The sequence below is a fragment of the Pseudomonas lini genome (assembly GCF_001042905.1).
In the GTDB taxonomy this organism is placed as follows: Bacteria; Pseudomonadota; Gammaproteobacteria; order Pseudomonadales; family Pseudomonadaceae; genus Aquipseudomonas; species Aquipseudomonas lini.
Genome location: NZ_JYLB01000005.1, coordinates 487,553 through 507,554 on the forward strand (window position 1 = coordinate 487,553; position 20,002 = coordinate 507,554).

General features: G+C 60.7%; 23 protein-coding genes. 9 read left to right on the forward strand and 14 right to left on the reverse strand.

Going from position 1 to position 20,002, the window contains the following annotated elements; all coding sequences use genetic code 11:
• Nucleotides 1-160: 160 nt before the first annotated feature.
• From TU81_RS17555 to TU81_RS17580, 6 genes are all read right to left on the reverse strand, one after another.
• Nucleotides 161-733, reverse strand: coding sequence for a HupE/UreJ family protein (locus TU81_RS17555; protein ID WP_038978735.1), 573 nt, complete (start codon nt 731-733; stop codon nt 161-163).
• A gap of 28 nt (nt 734-761) precedes the next feature.
• On the reverse strand, nt 762-1,376 hold the full coding sequence (ureG, locus tag TU81_RS17560) for an urease accessory protein UreG (protein ID WP_038978736.1): 615 nt from the start codon (nt 1,374-1,376) through the stop codon (nt 762-764).
• 23 nt (nt 1,377-1,399) lie between these two features.
• The gene (locus TU81_RS17565; RefSeq protein WP_048396156.1) at nt 1,400-2,074 is read right to left on the reverse strand and encodes an urease accessory protein UreF; all 675 of its coding nucleotides are present in this window, start codon (nt 2,072-2,074) and stop codon (nt 1,400-1,402) included.
• A complete protein-coding gene (ureE, locus tag TU81_RS17570; protein WP_048396157.1) occupies nt 2,071-2,571 on the reverse strand; it encodes an urease accessory protein UreE in 501 nt (166 codons plus the stop codon). Before ureE ends, TU81_RS17565 begins: the two co-directional genes overlap by 4 nt.
• 240 nt (nt 2,572-2,811) lie before the next feature.
• On the reverse strand, nt 2,812-3,444 hold the full coding sequence (locus TU81_RS17575; protein ID WP_038978739.1) for a TetR family transcriptional regulator: 633 nt from the start codon (nt 3,442-3,444) through the stop codon (nt 2,812-2,814).
• A gap of 157 nt (nt 3,445-3,601) precedes the next feature.
• Nucleotides 3,602-4,114, reverse strand: coding sequence for a WD40 repeat domain-containing protein (locus tag TU81_RS17580; RefSeq protein WP_048396158.1), 513 nt, complete (start codon nt 4,112-4,114; stop codon nt 3,602-3,604).
• A 387-nt stretch (nt 4,115-4,501) separates the two neighbouring features.
• On the opposite strand from TU81_RS17580, the gene TU81_RS17585 reads away from it, so the two are divergent.
• Nucleotides 4,502-6,577: an AsmA family protein gene (locus TU81_RS17585; protein WP_038978741.1), complete on the forward strand. Its 2,076-nt coding sequence runs from the start codon at nt 4,502-4,504 to the stop codon at nt 6,575-6,577.
• Nucleotides 6,578-6,702: 125 nt separating this feature from the next.
• On the opposite strand, the gene TU81_RS17590 is transcribed toward TU81_RS17585, so the two are convergent.
• Complete coding sequence (locus tag TU81_RS17590) at nt 6,703-7,647, reverse strand: LysR substrate-binding domain-containing protein (RefSeq protein WP_038978742.1); 945 nt, start codon at nt 7,645-7,647, stop codon at nt 6,703-6,705.
• A 122-nt stretch (nt 7,648-7,769) separates the two neighbouring features.
• Here TU81_RS17590 and TU81_RS17595 point away from each other — a divergent pair, with 122 nt between their 5' ends.
• From TU81_RS17595 to TU81_RS17605, 3 genes are all read left to right on the forward strand, one after another.
• The gene (locus TU81_RS17595) at nt 7,770-8,408 is read left to right on the forward strand and encodes an FMN-dependent NADH-azoreductase (RefSeq protein WP_038978743.1); all 639 of its coding nucleotides are present in this window, start codon (nt 7,770-7,772) and stop codon (nt 8,406-8,408) included.
• On the forward strand, nt 8,409-8,714 hold the full coding sequence (locus tag TU81_RS17600) for a DMT family transporter (protein ID WP_007903452.1): 306 nt from the start codon (nt 8,409-8,411) through the stop codon (nt 8,712-8,714). It abuts the gene before it with no gap.
• A gap of 106 nt (nt 8,715-8,820) precedes the next feature.
• On the forward strand, nt 8,821-9,711 hold the full coding sequence (locus tag TU81_RS17605; protein WP_048396159.1) for an esterase/lipase family protein: 891 nt from the start codon (nt 8,821-8,823) through the stop codon (nt 9,709-9,711).
• Nucleotides 9,712-9,837: 126 nt separating this feature from the next.
• Here TU81_RS17605 and TU81_RS17610 read toward each other — a convergent pair whose 3' ends face one another.
• Nucleotides 9,838-10,725: a DMT family transporter gene (locus TU81_RS17610; protein ID WP_048396160.1), complete on the reverse strand. Its 888-nt coding sequence runs from the start codon at nt 10,723-10,725 to the stop codon at nt 9,838-9,840.
• A gap of 97 nt (nt 10,726-10,822) precedes the next feature.
• On the opposite strand from TU81_RS17610, the gene TU81_RS17615 reads away from it, so the two are divergent.
• The 3 genes from TU81_RS17615 to TU81_RS17625 all read left to right on the forward strand — a co-directional run bounded on the left by TU81_RS17615 (nt 10,823) and on the right by TU81_RS17625 (nt 13,175).
• A complete protein-coding gene (locus TU81_RS17615) occupies nt 10,823-11,611 on the forward strand; it encodes an AraC family transcriptional regulator (RefSeq protein ID WP_048396161.1) in 789 nt (262 codons plus the stop codon).
• Between the two features lie 72 nt (nt 11,612-11,683).
• Nucleotides 11,684-11,989 (forward strand): PsiF family protein, encoded by a 306-nt coding sequence (locus tag TU81_RS17620; RefSeq protein ID WP_048396162.1) that lies wholly within the window; start codon nt 11,684-11,686, stop codon nt 11,987-11,989.
• A 172-nt stretch (nt 11,990-12,161) separates the two neighbouring features.
• A complete protein-coding gene (locus tag TU81_RS17625; RefSeq protein WP_038978748.1) occupies nt 12,162-13,175 on the forward strand; it encodes an AI-2E family transporter in 1,014 nt (337 codons plus the stop codon).
• A 129-nt stretch (nt 13,176-13,304) separates the two neighbouring features.
• On the opposite strand, the gene TU81_RS17630 is transcribed toward TU81_RS17625, so the two are convergent.
• Complete coding sequence (locus TU81_RS17630; protein WP_038978749.1) at nt 13,305-14,579, reverse strand: Hsp70 family protein; 1,275 nt, start codon at nt 14,577-14,579, stop codon at nt 13,305-13,307.
• A 297-nt stretch (nt 14,580-14,876) separates the two neighbouring features.
• Between TU81_RS17630 and TU81_RS17635 the strand changes: the two genes are divergently transcribed.
• On the forward strand, nt 14,877-15,824 hold the full coding sequence (locus tag TU81_RS17635) for a DnaJ C-terminal domain-containing protein (RefSeq protein WP_038980197.1): 948 nt from the start codon (nt 14,877-14,879) through the stop codon (nt 15,822-15,824).
• Nucleotides 15,825-15,848: 24 nt separating this feature from the next.
• On the forward strand, nt 15,849-16,154 hold the full coding sequence (locus TU81_RS17640) for a chaperone modulator CbpM (RefSeq protein WP_038978750.1): 306 nt from the start codon (nt 15,849-15,851) through the stop codon (nt 16,152-16,154).
• A gap of 177 nt (nt 16,155-16,331) precedes the next feature.
• Here TU81_RS17640 and ureC read toward each other — a convergent pair whose 3' ends face one another.
• The 5 genes from ureC to ureA all read right to left on the reverse strand — a co-directional run bounded on the left by ureC (nt 16,332) and on the right by ureA (nt 19,884).
• Nucleotides 16,332-18,032, reverse strand: a complete 1,701-nt coding sequence (gene ureC, locus TU81_RS17645) for an urease subunit alpha (RefSeq protein WP_048396163.1) — start codon at nt 18,030-18,032, stop codon at nt 16,332-16,334.
• Nucleotides 18,033-18,191: 159 nt separating this feature from the next.
• Nucleotides 18,192-18,500, reverse strand: coding sequence for an urease subunit beta (locus tag TU81_RS17650; protein ID WP_008011171.1), 309 nt, complete (start codon nt 18,498-18,500; stop codon nt 18,192-18,194).
• Complete coding sequence (locus TU81_RS17655; protein ID WP_030128284.1) at nt 18,500-19,033, reverse strand: GNAT family N-acetyltransferase; 534 nt, start codon at nt 19,031-19,033, stop codon at nt 18,500-18,502. The genes TU81_RS17650 and TU81_RS17655 overlap by 1 nt, the downstream gene beginning before the upstream one ends.
• A 5-nt stretch (nt 19,034-19,038) precedes the next feature.
• The gene (locus tag TU81_RS17660) at nt 19,039-19,572 is read right to left on the reverse strand and encodes a GNAT family N-acetyltransferase (protein ID WP_048396164.1); all 534 of its coding nucleotides are present in this window, start codon (nt 19,570-19,572) and stop codon (nt 19,039-19,041) included.
• Between the two features lie 9 nt (nt 19,573-19,581).
• Nucleotides 19,582-19,884, reverse strand: a complete 303-nt coding sequence (gene ureA, locus TU81_RS17665) for an urease subunit gamma (protein ID WP_038978753.1) — start codon at nt 19,882-19,884, stop codon at nt 19,582-19,584.
• Nucleotides 19,885-20,002 lie beyond the last annotated feature (118 nt).

Sequence of the window (20,002 nt, forward strand, 5' to 3'; positions counted from 1 at the left end):
GTAGCAGAGAGGCAGGCTTGAGAGAGGCGGTGTCTGTCAGGCCGCCTTCGCGGGCAAGCCTCGCTCCTACAGGTTATTTGTTGTCCGCGCACCGCGACCAACACAATTCCTGTAGGAGCGAGGCTTGCCCGCGAAGAGGCCATAACTGACGATAAAGAAATCAACCCGCCAGCAACCACACCCCAGTCGTCGCCGAAGCCGCACCCGCCAGCCGAACCAGTGGTGCTGCCGCTTGAGGCAGCACGCGAACCACCGCATAACCCGCTGCATGCAACGCCGCCGTCGCCACCACAAACCCAGCCGCATACGCCCAAGGGCTCGTCATATCCGGCAACTCCAGACCATGCGCCACGCCATGAAACAGCGCGAACAATGCGGTCGCACCCACCGCCAGGCTCAACGGCGGACGCACCGCCAAAGCCACCGCCAGGCCTAACGCCAATACCGAGGCAGCAATCCCGCTTTCCAGCGCCGGCAGGTTCAGCCCTTCAAAACCCAGCAGGCCGCCGATCAGCATCGTGCCCACGAACGTGCACGGCAGCGCCCAACGCGCGGCGCCTTTCTGCTGCGCGGCCCACAAGCCCACGGCAACCATTGCCAGCAAATGATCGAGGCCGCCGATCGGGTGGCTGATGCCGGCCATCAAGCCATTGTCGCCGTGGCCCGGGTGAGCGAACGCGATGGCCGGGGTCAGCAGCAGGGCCATGGCGCCCAGAATGCGTTTCAGTGTCATGGATAAGCTTCCTTGTTGATAAGTGTGATCAGGCCGCAGTCAGCAAGCCCTGGCGTTCGATGAAGGCAATGATTGCTTCCAGGCCCTGGCCGGTTTTCTGGTTGCTGAAGACGAACGGTTTGCCGTTGCGCATGCGTTGGGTGTCGCTGTCCATCATTTCTAGCGAGGCGCCTACCAGCGGTGCGAGGTCGATCTTGTTGATCACCAGCAAATCGGATTTGCAGATCCCCGGCCCACCCTTGCGCGGTAGCTTGTCGCCGGCCGAAACGTCGATCACGTAGATGGTCAGGTCCGACAGTTCCGGGCTGAAGGTGGCCGAGAGGTTGTCACCACCGGACTCCACCAGAATCAGGTCCAGCCCCGGGAAGCGTCGGTTCAGTTGATCCACGGCTTCAAGGTTGATCGAGGCATCTTCGCGGATCGCCGTGTGCGGGCAGCCGCCGGTCTCCACGCCGATGATTCGCTCAGGCGCCAGGGCTTCGTTACGCACCAGAAAGTCGGCGTCTTCGCGGGTGTAGATGTCGTTGGTCACCACGGCGAGGTTGTAGCGGTCACGCAAGGCCAGGCACAGGGCCAGGGTCAGGGCGGTTTTGCCGGAACCGACCGGGCCGCCGATGCCGACGCGCAGAGGTTGTGCATTCATGTGATTCTCCAAAGTAAAAGGCCCTAGGAACGGAACAGTCGGCTGTACTGGCGCTCATGGGCCATGCACGCCAGCGACAGGCCGAAAGCGGCGCTGCCAATGTGTTCGGGGTTGATTCGGGTGGCGTCTTGCTGGGCCTGTTGCAGCAGCGGCAGCAGTTCGCTGGTCAGGCGCTGCGCGGCTTGCTGGCCCAGGGGCAGGGTTTTCATCAGCACCGCCAATTGGTTTTCCAGCCAGCTCCAGAGCCAGGCGGCCAGCGCATCTTGCGGGCTGATCTGCCAGGCGCGGGCCGCCAGCGCCCAGCCAAGGGCCAGATGCGGTTCAGGGCATTGGTCGAGAAAGGCCCGGGCCGGCGCATCCAGTTCCGGTAAACCGTTGAGCAGTTGCTTCAACGAATAACCCATCTGCCGACTTTCCTGATGCAGCTCACGGGTTTCCCGGCTGGCGCGATGCTCTTCACAGCGTTGCAGCAGTTCGGCCCAGTTTTCTTCAGCCGCAGCGGTGCAATGGGCGAGCAGTAGCGGCGCGTCGAAACGCGCGAGATTGAGCAGCAACTGATCGCTGATCCAGCGCCGCGCGCTGTCGGGGTCGTTCACGCGGCCGTTATCCACAGCCATCTCCAAACCCTGGGAATAGCTGTATCCGCCAATCGGCAGCTGCGGGCTGGCCAGACGCAGCAGTGCCCAGGCTGGATTCATAAACGCACGCCGAACTGGTGCAGTTTCGGCGGGTAGTTGAAATCCTCATCGCCATGGCGCGAGTGGTGATGACCGCCGCCGTAAGCACCGTGTTCCGGCTGGAACGGCGCTTCGATGTTCTCGACCTTGGCATCAAGCTGTTCGAGCATGGCCTTGAGCACGTAATCGTCGAGCAGGCGCAGCCAGCCATCACCGACTTGCAAGGCCACATGGCGGTTGCCCAGGTGATAGGCGGCGCGGGTCAGTTCGAAGGCGTTGGCGCAGGTGACGTGCAGCAGTTGTTCGGGGCGAGCGCAGACGCGAACGACGCGCCCGTCTTCGGCTTGCAGGCATTCGCCGTCATACAGCGGCGGCTGACCGCGCTCCAAAAATAACCCGACGTCCTCACCTTCGGCACTGAAACAGCGCAAACGGCTTTTGCTCCGGGCTTCGAAAGTCAGGTGCAACTCGGCGGCCCAGACGGGTTGAGGGTCGATTCTGCGATGAATCACCAGCATCGGAAGGCTTCCAGCAATGGACAATGCTCAGGGCTAGAGCAAGGGGCTTGCCAATCGGGGGAGGCGTAGGAAATGCCTGTCGGTACTTGGTTGGCGATGCTGGATGTTGCCGCAACTTGGTGCGTGACAGGATTTGCTGCACCGATTTGCGGCGCATAAAAAAGATCGCAGCCTTCGGCAGCTCCTACAGGGAAATGCGATCCACGTAGGAGCTGCCGAAGGCTGCGATCTTTTAACAGGTCACTCGGTACTGCCGAGTCCCTGCCAATGCTTCAGTCCGATAAAGATGAAGCGCAACTGCTGAGTAATCTTCGCCTGTGGCGTCAAATGCTCCGGCAACGCTTGCGCCGGTGGATCAATAATGTCCGGCAGGGTCGCGAACACGCTCTTGACGATCAGATCAGCCATGACACCCAGCCCCGCGATGTCCAGATGCTGCAGTTTCGGCATCAGCGACAAGTCCGCCGCCAAGTCCGAGCTGATGTCTTCGCGCAAGCGGCCAATGGCTTGGCGCACCGGCAGCGAGCCGCCGTACTGTTCGCGGGCAAGAAACAGGAACTGCGAGCGATTGGCCGTGACCACGTCGAGAAAGATCCGCACCGAGGCGTCGATGATGCCGCCCATGACGAACTCGTTATGGCGCACCAGGCGGATGGTTTCACGGAAGGTCTGACCGACTTCGCTCACGAGCACCAGGCCCAATTCATCCATGTCGGCGAAATGCCGGTAGAAACCGGTGGGGACGATCCCGGCGGTTCGGCTCACTTCGCGCAGGCTCAGGCTGCCGAATCCTCGGCCGCTTTCCATCAAGTGGCGGGCAGCGTCCATCAGGGCGTTGCGGGTCTGTTGTTTCTGTTCGGCGCGGGGCAGCATCGCAAAGGTGTTTTCTGGACAGGGACAGCGGCGCACTCTAGCAAATCGGCTTCGCTGGCGTCGAACGACTATCGGGGGATCACGCGGGGAAATGCAGCTTTTATGAAGTCAAAAGCCCAATCCGGGGATTGGGCTTTTTTTCGGGGCCGCCATGGGCTTAGCTCACAGCGCTGTTGCGTTCGATTACACGGTCACCACCACCTTCAGCAAGGGTCTGGCCTTGTGGAGTGCGATCGGAACCACCTTCAGCAAGGGTTTGGCCTTGTGGAGTGCGGTCGGAACCGTCAGCAGCCAGGGTCTGGCCTTGTGGGGTGCGATCGGTACCGTCAGCGGCCAGGGTTTGGCCTTGTGGAGTGCGATCGGAGCCGTCGGCAGCCAGGGTCTGGCCTTGTGGAGTGCGGTCGGAGCCGTCGGCAGCCAGGGTTTGACCTTGTGGAGTACGATCCGAGCCATCTTGAGTGATCAGGCCTTTTTCTTTCAGGCGATCATTGCCACCTTCGGCCAGGGTCTGACCTTGTGGAGTGCGGTCGGAACCATCAGCGGCAACGGTCTGGCTGAACACCGAGTGGCTGTCTTTGACTTGTGGAGTGGCCTGATCAGCGGCCGGCAAAGCAAAAGCGGTGCTGGCTAACATCGAGAGGGTCAGGCTAAGCAGTAATTCGCGTTTCATGATGGGTTGCTCCTTGGGAGGGCGATAAAGTGGGTACGAGGGCAATGCTACTCTCGATAAGTCGATACAAAAGTTCATAAACGCAATGGTAATAATCAACAGAATTGATTGTTCGGCCGCAGCGCTCTAGAACGGGCGTTTCCGGCGAGCTTTTTTGCACTGAGGTGGGTATTTTCGACCCGTTCTCGCCTCGCAAAAGTGCGGGTGCGGTAACGCCGGATGAGGGAGCAGGGTGTCCCCGGCCGATTATTTGAGTGTTAAGTGCCTATTCGGTTAAACCTGCGTGCCATTTCCCAGTCCTAGATTTCATGGCAGGCCAGTTCTGGCCTAACGTTTCATCAGTGCGTCGCTGTCGGGGCGCTCAGTCGTATTCAGGAGCCCTGTGCAATGACGCGCACTCGTAAAATTCTTGCCTGGACCTTCGCCAGCCTCGTTGTCCTGCTGGCCGTCCTGGTGCTGATCATCGCGTTCTTCGATTGGAACCGGATCAAACCGCCCCTGAACGCCAAAGTGTCCGAAGAACTGCATCGTCCGTTCGCCATCAATGGCAACCTTGCGGTGATCTGGCAGCGCGAGCCTGACGAGGGCGGCTGGCGGGCCTGGGTGCCATGGCCGCATGTGGTGGCTGAGGATTTGAGCCTGGGCAACCCGGACTGGTCGAAACAACCGCAGATGGCCACCCTCAAACGCGTCGAGCTGCGCATTTCGCCGCTGGCCTTGCTGGCGCAGCGGGTGGTGATCCCGCGTATCGACCTGAGCGAGCCCAATGCCGACCTGCAGCGTCTGGCCGACGGCCGCGCCAACTGGACATTCAAGTTCGACCCCAAAGACCCGAATGCCGAGCCTTCGAACTGGGCGCTGGACATCGGTGCCATCGGCTTCGACAAGGGACACGTCACGCTCGACGATCAGAAGCTGAAGACTCAGCTTGATCTGCTCATCGATCCGTTGGGCAAACCGATTCCGTTCAGCGACATTGTCGGAGGCAAAGCGGCAAAAAAAGCGGTTGAAAAGGGTGGCTCGCCACAGGATTACGCCTTCGCATTGAAGGTCAAAGGCCAATACCACGGTCAGAATCTCGCGGGCGAGGGCAAGACCGGCGGTTTGCTGGCTTTACAGGACGCCTCCAAGCCGTTTCCGCTTCAGGCGCAAATGAAGATCGCCGACACCAGCGTCGAGATGGCCGGCACGCTCACCGATCCATTGAACCTCGGCGCCCTGGATCTGCGCCTGAAACTGGCCGGTGCCAGCCTGGGTAATCTCTATCCGCTGATCGGCGTAACCCTGCCGGATACTCCGCCTTACGCCACCGACGGGCACTTGGTTGCCAAGTTGAATGAGCCGGGCGGGGCGGTGTACCGCTATGAGGCGTTCAACGGCACCATCGGCCAGAGTGACATTCATGGCAGCCTGACCTACGTGGCGAGCCAGCCGAGGCCCAAGCTCAGCGGGGCGCTGGAGTCCAATCAACTGCTGTTTACCGACCTGGCCCCATTGATCGGTGCCGATTCCAACGCCAAGCAAAAGGATCGCGGCGGTGAAAGCAAGCAGCCGGCGGACAAGCTGCTGCCGGTCGAGGAGTTCAGGACTGAACGCTGGCGCGACATGGACGCAGATGTGGAATTCACCGGCAAACGCATCGTCCACAGCGCAAAACTGCCGTTCAACGATCTCTACACCCATGTGGTACTGACCGATGGCGTGCTCAGCCTCGAACCCCTGCGTTTCGGCGTGGCTGGCGGCAATCTGGATGCGCAGATTCGTCTGGACGGGCGCACCGAGCCTTTGGAAGGCCGGGCCAAACTGACGGCGCGTAAGTTCAAGCTCAAGCAGTTGTTCCCCACCCTGGAGCGGATGAAAACCAGTTTCGGTGAGCTTAATGGCGACGCCGATCTTGTCGGTCGGGGCAACTCGGTAGCCAAGCTGCTGGGCACTGCCGATGGCAATTTGAAGATGCTGATCAATGACGGCGCTATCAGCCGTGAGTTGATGGAGCTGGCGGGGCTCAATGTCGGCAACTATGTGGTCGGCAAGATCTTTGGCGACAAGGAAGTGAAGATCAATTGCGCGGCGGCCGATTTCGAGATCAAGGCCGGTCTGGCAACCACGCGGCTGTTCGTTTTCGATACCGAGACCGCGATCGTCTACGTCGACGGCACGGCGAACATGGCGACCGAGCAACTGGACCTGACCATTTCTCCGGAATCCAAGGGCTGGCGCTTGATTTCGCTACGTTCGCCGCTGTATGTGCGGGGCAAGTTCATCAAGCCGGATGCGGGCGTGAAACCGGTGCCGTTGATGCTTCGTGGGGCCGGGATGGTTGCACTGGGTGTGATCGCCGCGCCAGCGGCGGGCTTGCTGGCATTGATAGCGCCCAGCGGTGGTGAGCCGAATCAGTGTGCGCCGTTGCTGGAGCAGATGAAGGCGGGCAAGGCGCCGGTGACGGTCAAACCCACCCGGTAGATCAAAAGATCGCAGCCTGCGGCAGCTCCTACAAATGTGGTGTTCGCCGCGATTTCGCGGATAAACGCTATCCCCTGTAGGAGCTGCCGAAGGCTGCGATCTTTGCTTTCAGGTCTCGCCAGCTCCTACAGAGGAATGCGTTCTCCCGTAGGAGCTGCCGCAGGCTGCGATCTTGGCAATAGACCCGACAATCGAGCCTCCTCCTGCAACCACGCAAAAAACGCCCGCACCGGCGGATGCCGTTCACGGCCCGGTACGCACAGCGCGCTGTATCCGGCCCCGTCGACCTGAATGTCCCCCCGATAGGGCAGTAGCAAGCCGCTGGCCACACTCTCCGACACCAAAATATTGCTCGCCAGCACCAGGCCTTGCCCGGCGATGGCGGCTTGCAGGGCGTAATGCTCTTCGTCGTATTCACGCACCGCTGGTTGTTCGGTTAACCAGGTTTCACCGGACTGCGCGCACCAGGCCTCCCAGCCGTGTGCGTACAACTTGGAGTTGTGCCAGCGCACGCTAATCAGCGTCGGTACCCGACTGGCTGCCAGAGTCACTTGTTCGGGCGAGCCATAGACCCCGAAGGATTCGTCGAACAGGCACAGGCCATACAGGTTCGGGTAATCGTCGAGGCTGTAACGCACCACCAGATCGACGCTGGCGTCCTGATGCAAATCGATGACTTCACAGTGAGTGTCCAGGCGCAGGCTGATGTTCGGATGGCGGGCGTAAAAACGTCCCAGCCGAGGCACCAGCCAAAGGGCTGCGAACGCGGCTGTGGTGGAAATCGTCAGGTTCGTGCCGCTGCGTTGCGGGCGCAAGGTATCGACGCTTTGCGCCACTTCCAGCAGGGCGCCGTGCAGGCTGCGGAACAGCCGTTCGCCGCATTCGGTCAGGCGCACCTGCCGGGGCAGTCGTTCGAACAACGGCACGCCGAGCCAGTTTTCCAAGGAGCGGATCTGATGGGAAACCGCCGTCGGCGTCACGGAGAGCTCTTCGGCGGCGGCCTTGAAACTCAACAGGCGCGAGGCAGATTCGAAGGCGCGCAGGGCGGTCAGCGGCAACGAAGCAAACATTTAAAACTCCATGGATGAAATAGATTCATCCAGACTGATTTCTGTTCATTTGAAGAGCGGCGGTTCCACGCTTCAAGCTGCAAGCACAAGCCGTTTCAGTTTAGCCCTTCAAGGAGATTCAGATGAGTAGAATTCTTGCCATTCACGCCAGCCCCCGTGGCGACCGATCACATTCGCGGCGTTTGGCCGAGGTGTTTCTTTGCGCCTGGCAGGGCCGCAACCCGCAGTCGCAACTGACCCGCCGTGAAGTCGGTCGGGCGTTGATTCCAGCTGTCAACGAAGCGTTTGTGGCGGCCGCTTTTCATCCGGAACCCGAAGCGCGACCACTGTCGATGCAGGCCGACCTGGCACTCAGCGATGAATTGGTGGGGGAGTTGCTCGGCCATGATCTGTTGGTGATTTCCACACCGATGTACAACTTCAGCGTGCCCAGCGGCCTCAAGGCCTGGATCGACCAGATTGTGCGGCTCGGGCTGACGTTCAATCACACCCTGGACAACGGCGTCGCTCAGTACGAGCCGCTGGTGCAGGGCAAGAAGGCGTTGATCGTCACCAGTCGCGGCGGTTTTGGTTTCGGCCCCGGCGGTGAACTTGAAGCGATGAACCATGCCGATCCGTTGCTGCGCACGGCGCTGGGGTTTATTGGCATCACCGATGTCACGGTGGTCGCCGCCGAGGGCGAAGAGTCCGCCGAACGCACCTTCCAGGTGTCCGTGGCCGAGGCCGAGCAGCGTCTGCTGGCGCTGGCCAGGGAGTTCTAGATGGCCTGGTTGTTCCTGCTGATCGCCGCCGGGTTCGAGGTCACCTTCGCCATGGGCATGAAGTACGCCGAAGGCTTCACCCGGCTCTGGCCGTCAGTCATTACGGTGGTGGCCGCGGTAGGCGGGATTTACTTCCTGACCCTGGCCATGCGCGAATTGCCAGTGAGCATCGCCTACCCGATCTGGACCGCCATCGGTTCACTGGGCACGGTGTTTCTCGGCTTTGCGCTGCTCGGCGAAAGCCTGACAGCGCTCAAGCTGGTGTCGGTCGGGCTGATTGTGGCGGGTGTGGTGGGGTTGAAGTAGGCGATGTCATAGACTGGTCGTTGAGTTGTCATCTTGGGTGGCGATGCTTGGCTGATGCCTTGCATCCGGCCTTGCTTCATCTCACCGATCACAAGGATGTTTATCCATGTCGCAAGGTTCCGCCACGCGTTACCCCTTGGTGCTGGTCCCGGGGATGCTCGGTTTTATCCGTCTGTTGCTCTATCCCTATTGGTACGGAATCATTTCGGCGCTGCGCCGGGATGGGGCGACCGTGATTGCGGTGCAGGTCTCGCCGCTCAACTCCACCGAGGTACGCGGCGAGCAATTGCTGGCACGCATCGAGGAAATTTTGCGCGAAACCGGTGCCGAGAAGGTCAACCTGATCGGCCACAGCCAAGGCTCGCTGACCGCCCGTTACGCCGCGGCAAAACGCCCGGACCAGGTGGCTTCAGTGACCTCGGTGGCCGGGCCGAATCACGGCTCGGAGCTGGCGGACCATCTGCACACCCATTATCCGGCTGACAGCGCCAAGGGCCGGCTGCTGAGCTTTTTACTGTGGCTGATCAGCGCGTTGATGTGCCTGCTGGAAACCGGCTATCGCGGGCCGAGACTGCCGGTGGATATCCCGGCTTCGCACCAATCCCTGACCACGGCGGGCGTGGCGCTGTTCAATCAGCGTTATCCACAAGGTCTGCCTGACACTTGGGGCGGGCATGGTCCGGAAGTGGTCAATGGCGTGCGTTATTACTCCTGGTCCGGAACCTTGCAGCCAGGCAAGACCGATCGCGGGTGCAATCTGTTCGACGGGACAAACCGCAGTTGCCGGTTGTTTGCCAGGACCTTTGTGCGTGAAGCGGGGCATTGCGACGGGATGGTCGGGCGTTACAGCTCGCATTTGGGGACGGTGATCGGTGATGAATACCCGATGGATCACTTCGATATCGTCAACCAGTCGCTGGGGCTGGTGGGCAAGGGGGCAGAGCCGGTGCGGTTGTTTGTTGAGCATGCGGCGCGGTTGAAGGCGGCCGGTGTGTGAACGGCAGTGGGACCGCGTTATCGTTCTTCGCGGGCAAGCCACGCTCCCACAGGTTTTGTGTCGGACGCCCGTAATAGGCACGACGCCAAACCTGTGGGAGCGTGGCTTGCCCGCGAAAGCGTCATATCAGGCAACACTGACCTTTCGGCCCAGCACCGTGGTCCAGCGCTCCGACAAAATCACCCCGCCCAGCGTCAACACCCCACCCACCAAGTGATACAGCGCCAACTGTTCATGCAGCACCACCGCCGCAATCAGCGCAGTAATCAACGGCAGCAAATTGAAAAACAGCGTGGTCCGGCTCGGCCCCAGGCGCACCACGGCCTGCATCCACGCCAGCGGCGCAAGCATCGAGGCCAGCAGGCAGGCGTAGAGCACCAGCGGAATGTTATGCAGGGTCGGGCCGATTTTCGGTGAGGCGAGGAACAGCGGAAACAGCACCACCACCGCGACCAACACCTGCAAATACAACAACACCAGCGGCGGCAAACGCAGCTGCCATTTCTTCAGCAAGGTGCTGTAAATCGCATACGCCAGCGTGGCGATCAGCATCATCGCGTCGCCCAGGTTCACCCCGTGTTCCAGCAAAGCGCCAAGGCTGCCGGACGACACCACCACCAAAACCCCCGCAAACGACAACACCGCGCCGGCCAGTGCGCCGGCGGTCAGGCGTTGGCCGAGGCAGACAATCGCCATGGCCAGCGACATCAATGGCATCAGCGACAAAATGATCCCCATGTTGGTGGCCGAAGTCAGCGTCGCAGCAAAGTAGGCCAGGCTCTGATAAACCGCCATGCCGAGCACGCCAAGGATGAAAATCCTGCCAAGGTTCGGGCGGATCAACGACCAGTGGGCGATCACCGGTTTAAGCATGAAAGGCGTGAACAGCATTGCGGCCAGCAGCCAGCGGTAGAAACCGATTTCGGCGGGAAAGATCGCGCCGACCGCGAGTTTGTTGATCACGGTGTTGCCGGCCCAAATGAAAATGGCCAGCAGGGGGTAAGCGTATTGCATCGGGAAAAACCAGAACGTTAATGAAGGGTGATTATCCGCTTGTCTGAATCAATGCCTATACTGCGATCCAGACAACTTGCCTCTGATTCCGGACAGCATGAGCAGCAAACACATCGATCTGCTGGATTTCAGCGAACTGCCGGCCCCGGTCTATTTCCGTTATGCCGACTTCAACACCCACGAATACGCCTCGGTCCACCATCACCCTTGGGGCACCCTCGAGTATTCGGCCAATGGCGTCTTGCACATGGAAATCGGCAGCCGCCGCTTCATGTCGCCGCCGCAGTACGCGGTGTGGGTGCCGCCCGGGACCGAGCACAGTTTCTATAGCAATCAGCCGATCAACTACCGCGCGGTCTGTCTCGCGCCGGCGCTGTGTCGCGATCTGCCGCAGCAGGCCTGCACCCTGGCGATCAGCGACATTCTCAAGGCGATCCTGAAAGACTTCGCCGCCCGCGATGTGAAAATTCCCGAGCACGATGCAGACCAGCGACTGGCTCAAGTGCTGGTGGACCAACTGCAACAGGCGCCGATGCATGAGTGTTACTTACCCTACGCCAGCAGCACCGGGCTGCTCGCAATCCTTGAAGCCTTGCAGACCGAGCCTGGGGACAACCGGCCATTGGCGCACTGGGCCGCGCAAATTCACGTCAGCGAACGCACGTTGGCCCGGCAGTTTGTCCGCGAGTTGGGCATGAGTTTCGGTGAGTGGCGGCAGCGGTTGCGGTTTCTGGCGGCGATCGAAGCGCTCGATAGCCAGCGCAGCATTCAGGAAATCGCCTTCGACATGGGCTACAGCACCGGCTCGGCATTCATCGCGATGTTTCAGCGTCAGGCCGGGTGCACGCCTGAGCAATATCGACGCAGCCACCTCGATAGCAGGTGAACGTGTAACAGGCTTTGTCTACACTCCGAAACAAGGCCGCATCCATCGGTGCGGCAACAAGGAGAACACTCCATGAAGATGTTGCGTGCCCCGTTGTTGATGGTCGGTTTGCTGCTCTGCTCCCAAGGTTTCGCCGCCACTGCCCAACAGAACAAAATGACCACCTGCAATGCCGACGCTACCGCAAAAAGCCTCAAGGGTGACGAGCGCCAAGCCTTCATGAGCACCTGCCTCAAAGCCGCGCCGGCCGCCGATGCCGCCAAGCCCATGACCCCTCAACAAGAAAAGATGAAGACCTGCAACGCCACCGCCGCCACCCAGGCCCTCACGGGTGATGCGCGCAAAACCTTCATGAGCGATTGTCTGAAGAAAAAATAAAGATCAAAAGATCGCAGCCTTCGGCAGCTCCTACAGGGAACGCGATCTTATGTAGGAGCTGCCGCAGGTTGCGATCTTTTCGGAGCGACGCCGCTTGAAGGTCATCCGCTCGCTTCGGCGCCGGAACGCTGGCAGACTGCCAATCCTTTTACGTCGTTCGTTTTGAGGCTGTATGTCAGCGTTTTCTCAGCGTCAGGTCTTGTTGCTCATCAGCTGGGTCATCATTTTTGGTGGTTTGCTGCTGGTGCTCCCTCTGCGATTGCTGCCCAGCCTGCTGGCCGGGTTGTTGGTGTTCGAACTGGTCAACATGCTCACGCCGCAATTGCAGCGGCTGATCGAAGGCCGCCGTGCGCGCTGGCTGGCGGTGGCGTTGCTGGGGACATTAGTCGTCAGCGTGCTGGCGCTGATCTTTGCCGGTGCGATCAGTTTTCTACTGCACGAGGCGGAAAACCCCGGCGCTTCCCTCGATAAATTCATGGTCGTGGTCGACCGCGCGCGCGGGCAGTTGCCGCCGTTCATCGACGCTTATCTGCCGGCCAGTGCCGCCGAGTTCCGGGTGGCCATCGGCGAGTGGATGAGCAAGCACCTCAGTGACTTGCAACTGGTCGGCAAGGACGCGGCGCACATGTTCGTGACGCTGCTGATCGGCATGGTGCTGGGGGCGATCATTGCCTTGCAGCGAGCGCCGGATGTGACCAAGCGCAAGCCCTTGGCCGCGGCGCTGTTCGACCGTTTGCACCTGTTGGTCCAGGCGTTTCGCAACATCGTTTTCGCGCAGATCAAGATTTCCCTGCTCAACACGTTCTTCACCGGGATTTTCCTCGCGGTGGTCCTGCCGATGTTTGGGATCAAGCTGCCGCTGACCAAAACCCTGATCGTGCTGACCTTCCTGCTCGGCTTGCTGCCGGTGATCGGCAATCTGATCTCGAACACCTTGATCACTATCGTTGGCTTGTCGCTGTCGATCTGGGTGGCGGTGGCGGCGTTGGGTTATCTGATTGTGATCCACAAGCTCGAATACTTCCTCAACGCGCGCATCGTCGGCGGGCAGATCAGTGCCAAGTCGTGGGAGTTGCTGCTGGCAATGCTGGTGTTCGAAGCCGCGTTCGGCCTGCCGGGGGTGGTGGCGGGGCCGATTTATTATGCGTATCTGAAGAGTGAGTTGAAGCAGGTGGGGATGGTTTGATCCGGTGTTGATCTACTGTGGCGAGGGGGCTTGCCCCCGTTGGGTCGCAAAGCGGCCCCCCTTATCCCCAAAAGAAGGGACTGCTGCGCAGTCCAACGGGGGCAAGCCCCCTCGCCACAGGGTTTCAGGTCAATCCATCGGGCCGTAACGCTTGGCCGCCTCGATCGCCAACCCACTGCCGATGCTGCCGAAGATGTTCCCTTCCACATGCCGCGCATTCGGCAACATCGCCGAGACGCTGTTGCGCAGCGCCGGAATCCCGCTTGAACCGCCAGTGAAGAACACGGTGTCCACCTGATCGACCCGCACATTGGCGTCGTTCAGCAACTGGGTCACGCTGTTGCGCACCCGCTCCAGCAAGTTGTCGATGGCCGATTCGAACAGTGCCCGGCTCAGTTCCACGCTCAAACCCGGTTCGATACGATCCAGTGGCACATGGCGGCTGTCGGCGTGGGTCAGCTGGATCTTGGTTTCTTCCACTTCCATGGCCAGCCAATGCCCGGCGCGCTGGTCGATCAGCTTGAACAGGCGATCGATGCCGCCGGTGTCTTCGATGTCGTAACGCATGCTGCCCAGGGCCAGGGTCGACTTCTGCGAGTACACCGAGTTGATGGTGTGCCAGGTCGCCAGGTTCATGTGGTGGCTGGTCGGCATGTAGGCGCCACTCTTCATCCGGCTGCCGTAGCCGAACAGCGGCATCAGGCCTTGCAGGCTCAGCTGCTTGTCGAAATCGGTCCCGCCGATGTGCACGCCACCGGTGGCGAGGATGTCGTCGTGGCGGTTGTCGTGGTTGCGGCGCTCGGGGGACAGACGCACCAGCGAGAAGTCCGACGTACCACCGCCGATGTCGACAATCAGGACAAGCTCTTCTTTTTCGATGGTCGACTCATAGTCGAACGCCGCCGCAATCGGTTCGTACTGGAACGAGACGTCCTTGAAGCCGATGGCGCGGGCTACATCCACCAAAGTGTTTTCCGCTTCCTGGTCGGCCAGTTCATCGTCATCGACGAAGAACACCGGACGGCCCAGCACCACTTCTTCGAATTCCCGACCGGCAGCGGCTTCGGCACGCTTTTTCAACTGGCCGATGAACAGCCCGAGCAGGTCCTTGAACGGCATCGCCGTGCCGAGGACGCTGGTGTCGTGCTTGATCAGTTTGGAACCCAGCAGGCTCTTGAGCGAGCGCATCAGCCGGCCTTCGTAGCCTTCCAGGTACTCGTGCAGCGCCAGCCGGCCGTACACCGGGCGGCGTTCTTCCATATTGAAGAAGACCACCGAGGGCAGGGTGATCTTGTCGTCCTCCAGCGCGATCAGCGTTTCCATGCCGGGGCGCAGCCAGCCGACGGTGGAGTTGGACGTGCCGAAGTCGATACCACAGGCACGGGCTGGAGATGCGTTTTTCATGTCTTTCAAGTTCCGGTTAAAAAACGGCCGCGCAGTGTATGTCAGTGCGGCGAAGATTCGAAGGCCGACTATCCGTTAAATCGCAGCGATCAGCGCTTGAAAGATGCTCCAACACCCCCAAACTTCCCTGCATAGACTTGGCAACCCCTGGGGCGACTGCAAGAACCGCGCCCTGCTGCCGATAAACTTCTGATGCGCTGCCCGGTCACAACCTTGAGATCGGTCAATCCAAACGCTGCAAACAAGAGCATGCTGTGCCTGGCTGCGCGATTTCGATAATGGATGGTGATTCCCTCGATGGACTTCAAAGACTATTACAAGATTCTCGGTGTGGAGCCGACCGCGGACGATAAGGCGATCAAGGCCGCCTATCGAAAGCTGGCGCGCAAGTACCACCCCGACGTCAGCAAGGAAAAGGACGCCGAGTCCAAGTTCAAGGATGCGTCGGAAGCCTATGAAGCGCTGAAAAGTGCCGACAAGCGCGCCGAATACGACGACTTGCGCAAATACGGTCACCACGGTCAGCCCTTTCAAGGCCCGCCGGGATGGCAGAGCCGCGGTGGTTTCGGTGGTGGTGGTCAGGACACGGGCGATTTTTCGGACTTTTTCAGTTCGATCTTCGGCAACCGTGGTCCGGGTTTTGATGGTGGTGGACGGTCGGGCCGAAGCGCCGGGCGTCGAGGGCAAGACGTGGAAATGGAATTACCGGTTTTTCTGGAAGAAACCCTCTCGACCGAATCGAAGAAGGTCAGCTTCCAGGTGCCGCATTACAACGCGGCCGGCCAGCATGTCAGCAACACCAGCAAAAGCCTGAACGTGAAGATCCCCGCCGGCGTGACCGACGGCGAGCGCATCCGCCTCAAGGGCCAGGGCGCGCCAGGTATCGGTGGCGGGGCCAATGGTGACCTGTACCTGACCATCCGTTTTGCGCCGCACCCCAAATTCGACGTCGAAGGCGAGAACCTGATCATCACCTTGCCGCTGGCACCGTGGGAGCTGGCGCTGGGAACCGAAGTCGCGGTGCCGACCCTGACCGGCAAGATCAACCTCAAGGTGCCTGCCGGTAGCCAGAATGGCCAGCGCATGCGTGCCAAGGGCCACGGCCTGCTGCACAAGGCCGGTCACCGTGGTTACCTGTTCGTGCAGCTCAAGGCAGTGATGCCGAAAAAACTCGACCATGACGTCAAAGAATTGTGGGAGGAGCTGGCAAAAAAAGCCGCTTTCGATCCGCGAGAGAACTTTTGATTTCGAGATAAGGAGTAGCCAATCATGAGCGACCCCGTGATCGTTCTACTGGACCTGGCAGAATTCTGTGAGGCGACCGAATTGTCGGACGTGCACGTGATCGAGATCGTCGAACACGGCATCCTCGAACCTCAGGGAACATTGCCCAAGGATTGGCGCTTCACCGATTACGAGCTGGTGCTGGCCAAGCGCGCTGCCAAGCTGCGGCGCGACCTTGAGCTGGAATGGGAAGGCGTCGCCCTGGCGCTGGACCTGCTGGAAGAGGTCCAGCAACTGCGGGCCGAGAACCGCATGCTCAAGCAGCGGTTAGGGCGGTTGCTGGTTGAGTAGGTGTTCTGATGTTTTTGTATCGCCTGTCAGGTCGCTTTCGCGAGCAAGCCCGCTCCCACACTTGACCGCGCTCGCTCATGTAACGCAGATCAAATGTGGGAGCGGGCTTGCTCGCGAAGAACGATAACGCGGTCTTCCTGCATCACCCCGTTCTGGGTAACACCCGCGTCTAACCCCCTAGAACAGGAAATACCGCTGCGCCATCGGCAATACATCCGCCGGTTCACACCACAGCAATACACCGTCGGCCTTGACCTGATAGGTCTGCGGATCGACATCGATGTGCGGCAGGTAGTCGTTATGGATCAGGTCGGTTTTCTGCACGTCGCGACAACCTTTGACCACGGCGATTTTCTTCTTCAAACCCAAGGCTTCGGGCAAACCGGCTTCCTGCGCCGTCTGGCTGATAAACGTCAGGCTGGTGGCGTGCAGAGAGCCACCATAACTGGCGAACATCGGCCGGTAGTGCACCGGTTGCGGTGTCGGGATCGAAGCGTTGGCGTCGCCCATCAGGCTGGCCGCGATGGCACCGCCCTTGAGAATCAGCGTCGGTTTGACTCCAAAAAACGCCGGGCGCCAGAGCACCAGATCGGCCCATTTACCCACTTCCACCGAGCCCACTTCATGGCTGATGCCGTGGGTGATTGCCGGGTTGATGGTGTACTTGGCGATGTAGCGTTTGGCGCGGAAGTTGTCGTTGCCTTCGCCATCACCCGGTAACGGGCCGCGCTGCTTTTTCATTTTGTCGGCGGTCTGCCAGGTGCGCGTGATGACTTCACCGACGCGACCCATGGCCTGGCTGTCGGAGCTGATCATCGAGAAGGCGCCGAGGTCGTGAAGGATATCTTCGGCGGCGATGGTTTCCCGGCGAATGCGGCTTTCGGCGAAGGCCACGTCTTCGGCAATGCTCGGGTCCAGGTGGTGGCAGACCATCAGCATGTCGAGGTGTTCGTCGATGGTGTTGCGGGTGAACGGCCGGGTCGGGTTGGTCGAACTCGGCAGCACGTTGGCGAAACCGCAGGCCTTGATGATGTCCGGGGCATGGCCGCCACCGGCACCTTCGGTGTGGTAGGTGTGGATGGTGCGGCCCTTGAAGGCGGCGAGGGTGGTTTCGACGAAGCCCGACTCGTTGAGGGTGTCGGTATGGATCGCCACCTGCACGTCGTACTGATCGGCCACGTTCAGGCAGTTGTCGATGCTCGCCGGGGTGGTGCCCCAGTCTTCGTGCAGCTTGAGGCCGATGGCGCCGGCCTTGACCTGTTCGATCAACGGCTCCGGCAGGCTGGCGTTGCCCTTGCCGGTGAAGCCGATGTTCATTGGGAACGCATCGGCGGCCTGAAGCATGCGCGCCAGGTGCCATGGTCCGGAGGTACACGTGGTGGCATTGGTGCCGGTGGCCGGGCCAGTGCCGCCGCCGATCATGGTGGTGACGCCGCTCATCAGCGCTTCTTCGATCTGCTGCGGGCAGATGAAGTGGATATGGGTGTCGATGCCGCCAGCGGTGAGGATCATGCCTTCACCGGCGATCACTTCGGTGCTGGCACCGACGGCGATGGTGACGTTGGGCTGGATGTCCGGGTTGCCGGCCTTGCCGATGGCCGCGATGCGCCCGTCCTTGAGGCCGACGTCGGCTTTAACGATGCCCCAGTGGTCTATGATCAAGGCGTTGGTGATCAGTGTGTCGACCACTTCCGCGGCTAGTAACTGGCTTTGGCCCTGGCCGTCGCGAATGACTTTGCCGCCGCCGAATTTCACTTCTTCGCCGTAGGTGGTGAAGTCCTGTTCCACTTCGATCCACAACTCGGTGTCGGCCAGACGGACCTTGTCACCGACGGTGGGGCCGAACATATCGGCGTAGGCTTGTCTTGAGATTTTCATGCGCTTGCCTTGGGATTCAATTGTGTTTGAGACCGCTCGCGTCGCTCGCTATCGCAGCCTCGCTGCGCTCGACAGCTCCTACAGGGGGATCATGTTCCCCGTATATCGCGTTTTCCTGTAGGAGCTGTCGAGCGAAGCGAGGCTGCGATCTTTTGATCTTTAATCGAGATCGCCCATGATCCTGCCGGCAAACCCGAACACCCGACGATGACCGGCCAGGTCCACCAACTCGACCTCGCGGCTCTGCCCCGGCTCGAAGCGCACGGCGGTGCCGGCGGGGATGTTCAGGCGCATGCCGCGGCTGGCGGCGCGGTCGAAGGTCAGGGCGTCGTTGGTTTCGAAGAAGTGATAATGCGAGCCGACCTGGATCGGTCGGTCACCGCTGTTGGCCACCTTCAGGCTGAGGGTGCGGCGGCCGACGTTGAGTTCGATGTCGCCGGGCTGGATCTGGTATTCACCGGGAATCATCAATGGGCTCCTTGGAGAATCTTGTAGTAAAGGGCAGTCGGTTTGTAGCGGCCGTTCGGGTCGCAGGCGTAGTCGGGGATTTCGCCGGCGCGGGTGTAGCCCATCGCCTTGTAGAAGTCTTCGGCGGGGGAGCCGGCTTCGGTGTCGAGGTAGAGCATGCCGCGTTTGTGCTGGCGGGCAGCGAGCTCAAGGGCATGCATCATCTGTTGGCCCAGGCCGCGACGACGGGCGTGTTCACGCACCAGCAGTTTCTGCACTTCGGCGCGGTTCAACCCATTGGCTTTCTGGCACAACGTCAGTTGCACGCTGGCCTGTACCTGTTCGTCCTTGACCACCACCCAGAGCAGCACGTTGCCTTTGTTCAGGTTCTCCTGGACATCATCGAAATAAGCGCGGGCCTGCGTCGCGTCCAGATCCGCCATGAACCCGACACTGGCGCCATAGCCGACGGCGTCGAGCAGCAAATCAATCAAACCCTGACGATAGTGCGCAAAGCTTTCAACATTGACGCGGCGCAGTTGGGCGGCGTTCATGGGTATCACTCCTTGTGGGGACCGGGTGGCATTGCGCCCGGGTCGAGAAACAGTTGCATGAAGGTCAGGTCCAGCCAGCGGCCGAACTTTGTGCCCACCTGCGGCATTTGGCCGGTGACGACGAAACCGGCCCGCTCGTGCAGTCGAATCGAGGCGCTGTTACCGCTTTCGATGGCGGCGACCATCACGTGTTTGTTGCAGCCTTTGGCGCGTTCGATCAGCGCTTCCATCAGTTGCGGCCCGAGGCCATTGCCCCGCTGATCGTTGCGCACGTACACCGAGTGCTCGACCGTGTGGCGGAACCCATCGAACGGGCGCCAGTCACCGAATGAAGCGTAGCCGAGTACGCTGTTATCGCCGTCGACGATCACCAGGATCGGATAGCCCTGGTCTTGCCGGGCGCTGAACCAGGCTTGGCGGTTGCCCAGGTCCACGGCCTGTTCGTTCCAGATCGCCGTGGTGTTGAGGACGGCGTCGTTGTAGATGTCGCGGATCGCTGGCAGGTCGGCGAGCAGCGCATCGCGGATGTGGTAAGTCATGGCGCGGCCTCAGGCGATCGGTTGGTGAACGGTGACCAGTTTGGTGCCGTCGGGAAACGTCGCTTCGACCTGGATCTCCGGGATCATTTCCGGGATGCCTTGCATCACTTGTTCGCGGCTGAGCAGGGTGGTGCCGTAATGCATCAGCTCGGCCACGGTCTGGCCGTCACGCGCGCCTTCGAGCAGCGCCGCGGAAATATAGGCCATGGCCTCCGGGTAATTGAGCTTCACGCCGCGAGCCAAACGCCGCTCAGCCACGAGGCCGGCGGTGAAGATCAGCAGCTTGTCTTTTTCGCGTGGGGTCAGGTCCATCGTTTGGAATCCATAATCGGCAGTTAAAAAGTTCACTCCCCCTGTAGGAGCGAGGCTTGCCCGCGAAGGGAGCGCCTCGGTTTAACGGGAAGACCGCGTTATCGTTCTTCGCGGGCAA

Excerpts from the sequence above, each read along its gene's own strand:
- TU81_RS17555 (WP_038978735.1), bottom strand. The coding sequence starts at position 733 with ATGACACTGAAACGCATTCTGGGCGCCATGGCCCTGCTGCTGACCCCG.
- ureG (WP_038978736.1), bottom strand. The coding sequence starts at position 1,376 with ATGAATGCACAACCTCTGCGCGTCGGCATCGGCGGCCCGGTCGGTTCC.
- TU81_RS17565 (WP_048396156.1), bottom strand. The coding sequence starts at position 2,074 with ATGAATCCAGCCTGGGCACTGCTGCGTCTGGCCAGCCCGCAGCTGCCG.
- ureE (WP_048396157.1), bottom strand. The coding sequence starts at position 2,571 with ATGCTGGTGATTCATCGCAGAATCGACCCTCAACCCGTCTGGGCCGCC.
- TU81_RS17575 (WP_038978739.1), bottom strand. The coding sequence starts at position 3,444 with ATGCTGCCCCGCGCCGAACAGAAACAACAGACCCGCAACGCCCTGATG.
- TU81_RS17580 (WP_048396158.1), bottom strand. The coding sequence starts at position 4,114 with ATGAAACGCGAATTACTGCTTAGCCTGACCCTCTCGATGTTAGCCAGC.
- TU81_RS17585 (WP_038978741.1), top strand. The coding sequence starts at position 4,502 with ATGACGCGCACTCGTAAAATTCTTGCCTGGACCTTCGCCAGCCTCGTT.
- TU81_RS17590 (WP_038978742.1), bottom strand. The coding sequence starts at position 7,647 with ATGTTTGCTTCGTTGCCGCTGACCGCCCTGCGCGCCTTCGAATCTGCC.
- TU81_RS17595 (WP_038978743.1), top strand. The coding sequence starts at position 7,770 with ATGAGTAGAATTCTTGCCATTCACGCCAGCCCCCGTGGCGACCGATCA.
- TU81_RS17600 (WP_007903452.1), top strand. The coding sequence starts at position 8,409 with ATGGCCTGGTTGTTCCTGCTGATCGCCGCCGGGTTCGAGGTCACCTTC.
- TU81_RS17605 (WP_048396159.1), top strand. The coding sequence starts at position 8,821 with ATGTCGCAAGGTTCCGCCACGCGTTACCCCTTGGTGCTGGTCCCGGGG.
- TU81_RS17610 (WP_048396160.1), bottom strand. The coding sequence starts at position 10,725 with ATGCAATACGCTTACCCCCTGCTGGCCATTTTCATTTGGGCCGGCAAC.
- TU81_RS17615 (WP_048396161.1), top strand. The coding sequence starts at position 10,823 with ATGAGCAGCAAACACATCGATCTGCTGGATTTCAGCGAACTGCCGGCC.
- TU81_RS17620 (WP_048396162.1), top strand. The coding sequence starts at position 11,684 with ATGAAGATGTTGCGTGCCCCGTTGTTGATGGTCGGTTTGCTGCTCTGC.
- TU81_RS17625 (WP_038978748.1), top strand. The coding sequence starts at position 12,162 with ATGTCAGCGTTTTCTCAGCGTCAGGTCTTGTTGCTCATCAGCTGGGTC.
- TU81_RS17630 (WP_038978749.1), bottom strand. The coding sequence starts at position 14,579 with ATGAAAAACGCATCTCCAGCCCGTGCCTGTGGTATCGACTTCGGCACG.
- TU81_RS17635 (WP_038980197.1), top strand. The coding sequence starts at position 14,877 with ATGGACTTCAAAGACTATTACAAGATTCTCGGTGTGGAGCCGACCGCG.
- TU81_RS17640 (WP_038978750.1), top strand. The coding sequence starts at position 15,849 with ATGAGCGACCCCGTGATCGTTCTACTGGACCTGGCAGAATTCTGTGAG.
- ureC (WP_048396163.1), bottom strand. The coding sequence starts at position 18,032 with ATGAAAATCTCAAGACAAGCCTACGCCGATATGTTCGGCCCCACCGTC.
- TU81_RS17650 (WP_008011171.1), bottom strand. The coding sequence starts at position 18,500 with ATGATTCCCGGTGAATACCAGATCCAGCCCGGCGACATCGAACTCAAC.
- TU81_RS17655 (WP_030128284.1), bottom strand. The coding sequence starts at position 19,033 with ATGAACGCCGCCCAACTGCGCCGCGTCAATGTTGAAAGCTTTGCGCAC.
- TU81_RS17660 (WP_048396164.1), bottom strand. The coding sequence starts at position 19,572 with ATGACTTACCACATCCGCGATGCGCTGCTCGCCGACCTGCCAGCGATC.
- ureA (WP_038978753.1), bottom strand. The coding sequence starts at position 19,884 with ATGGACCTGACCCCACGCGAAAAAGACAAGCTGCTGATCTTCACCGCC.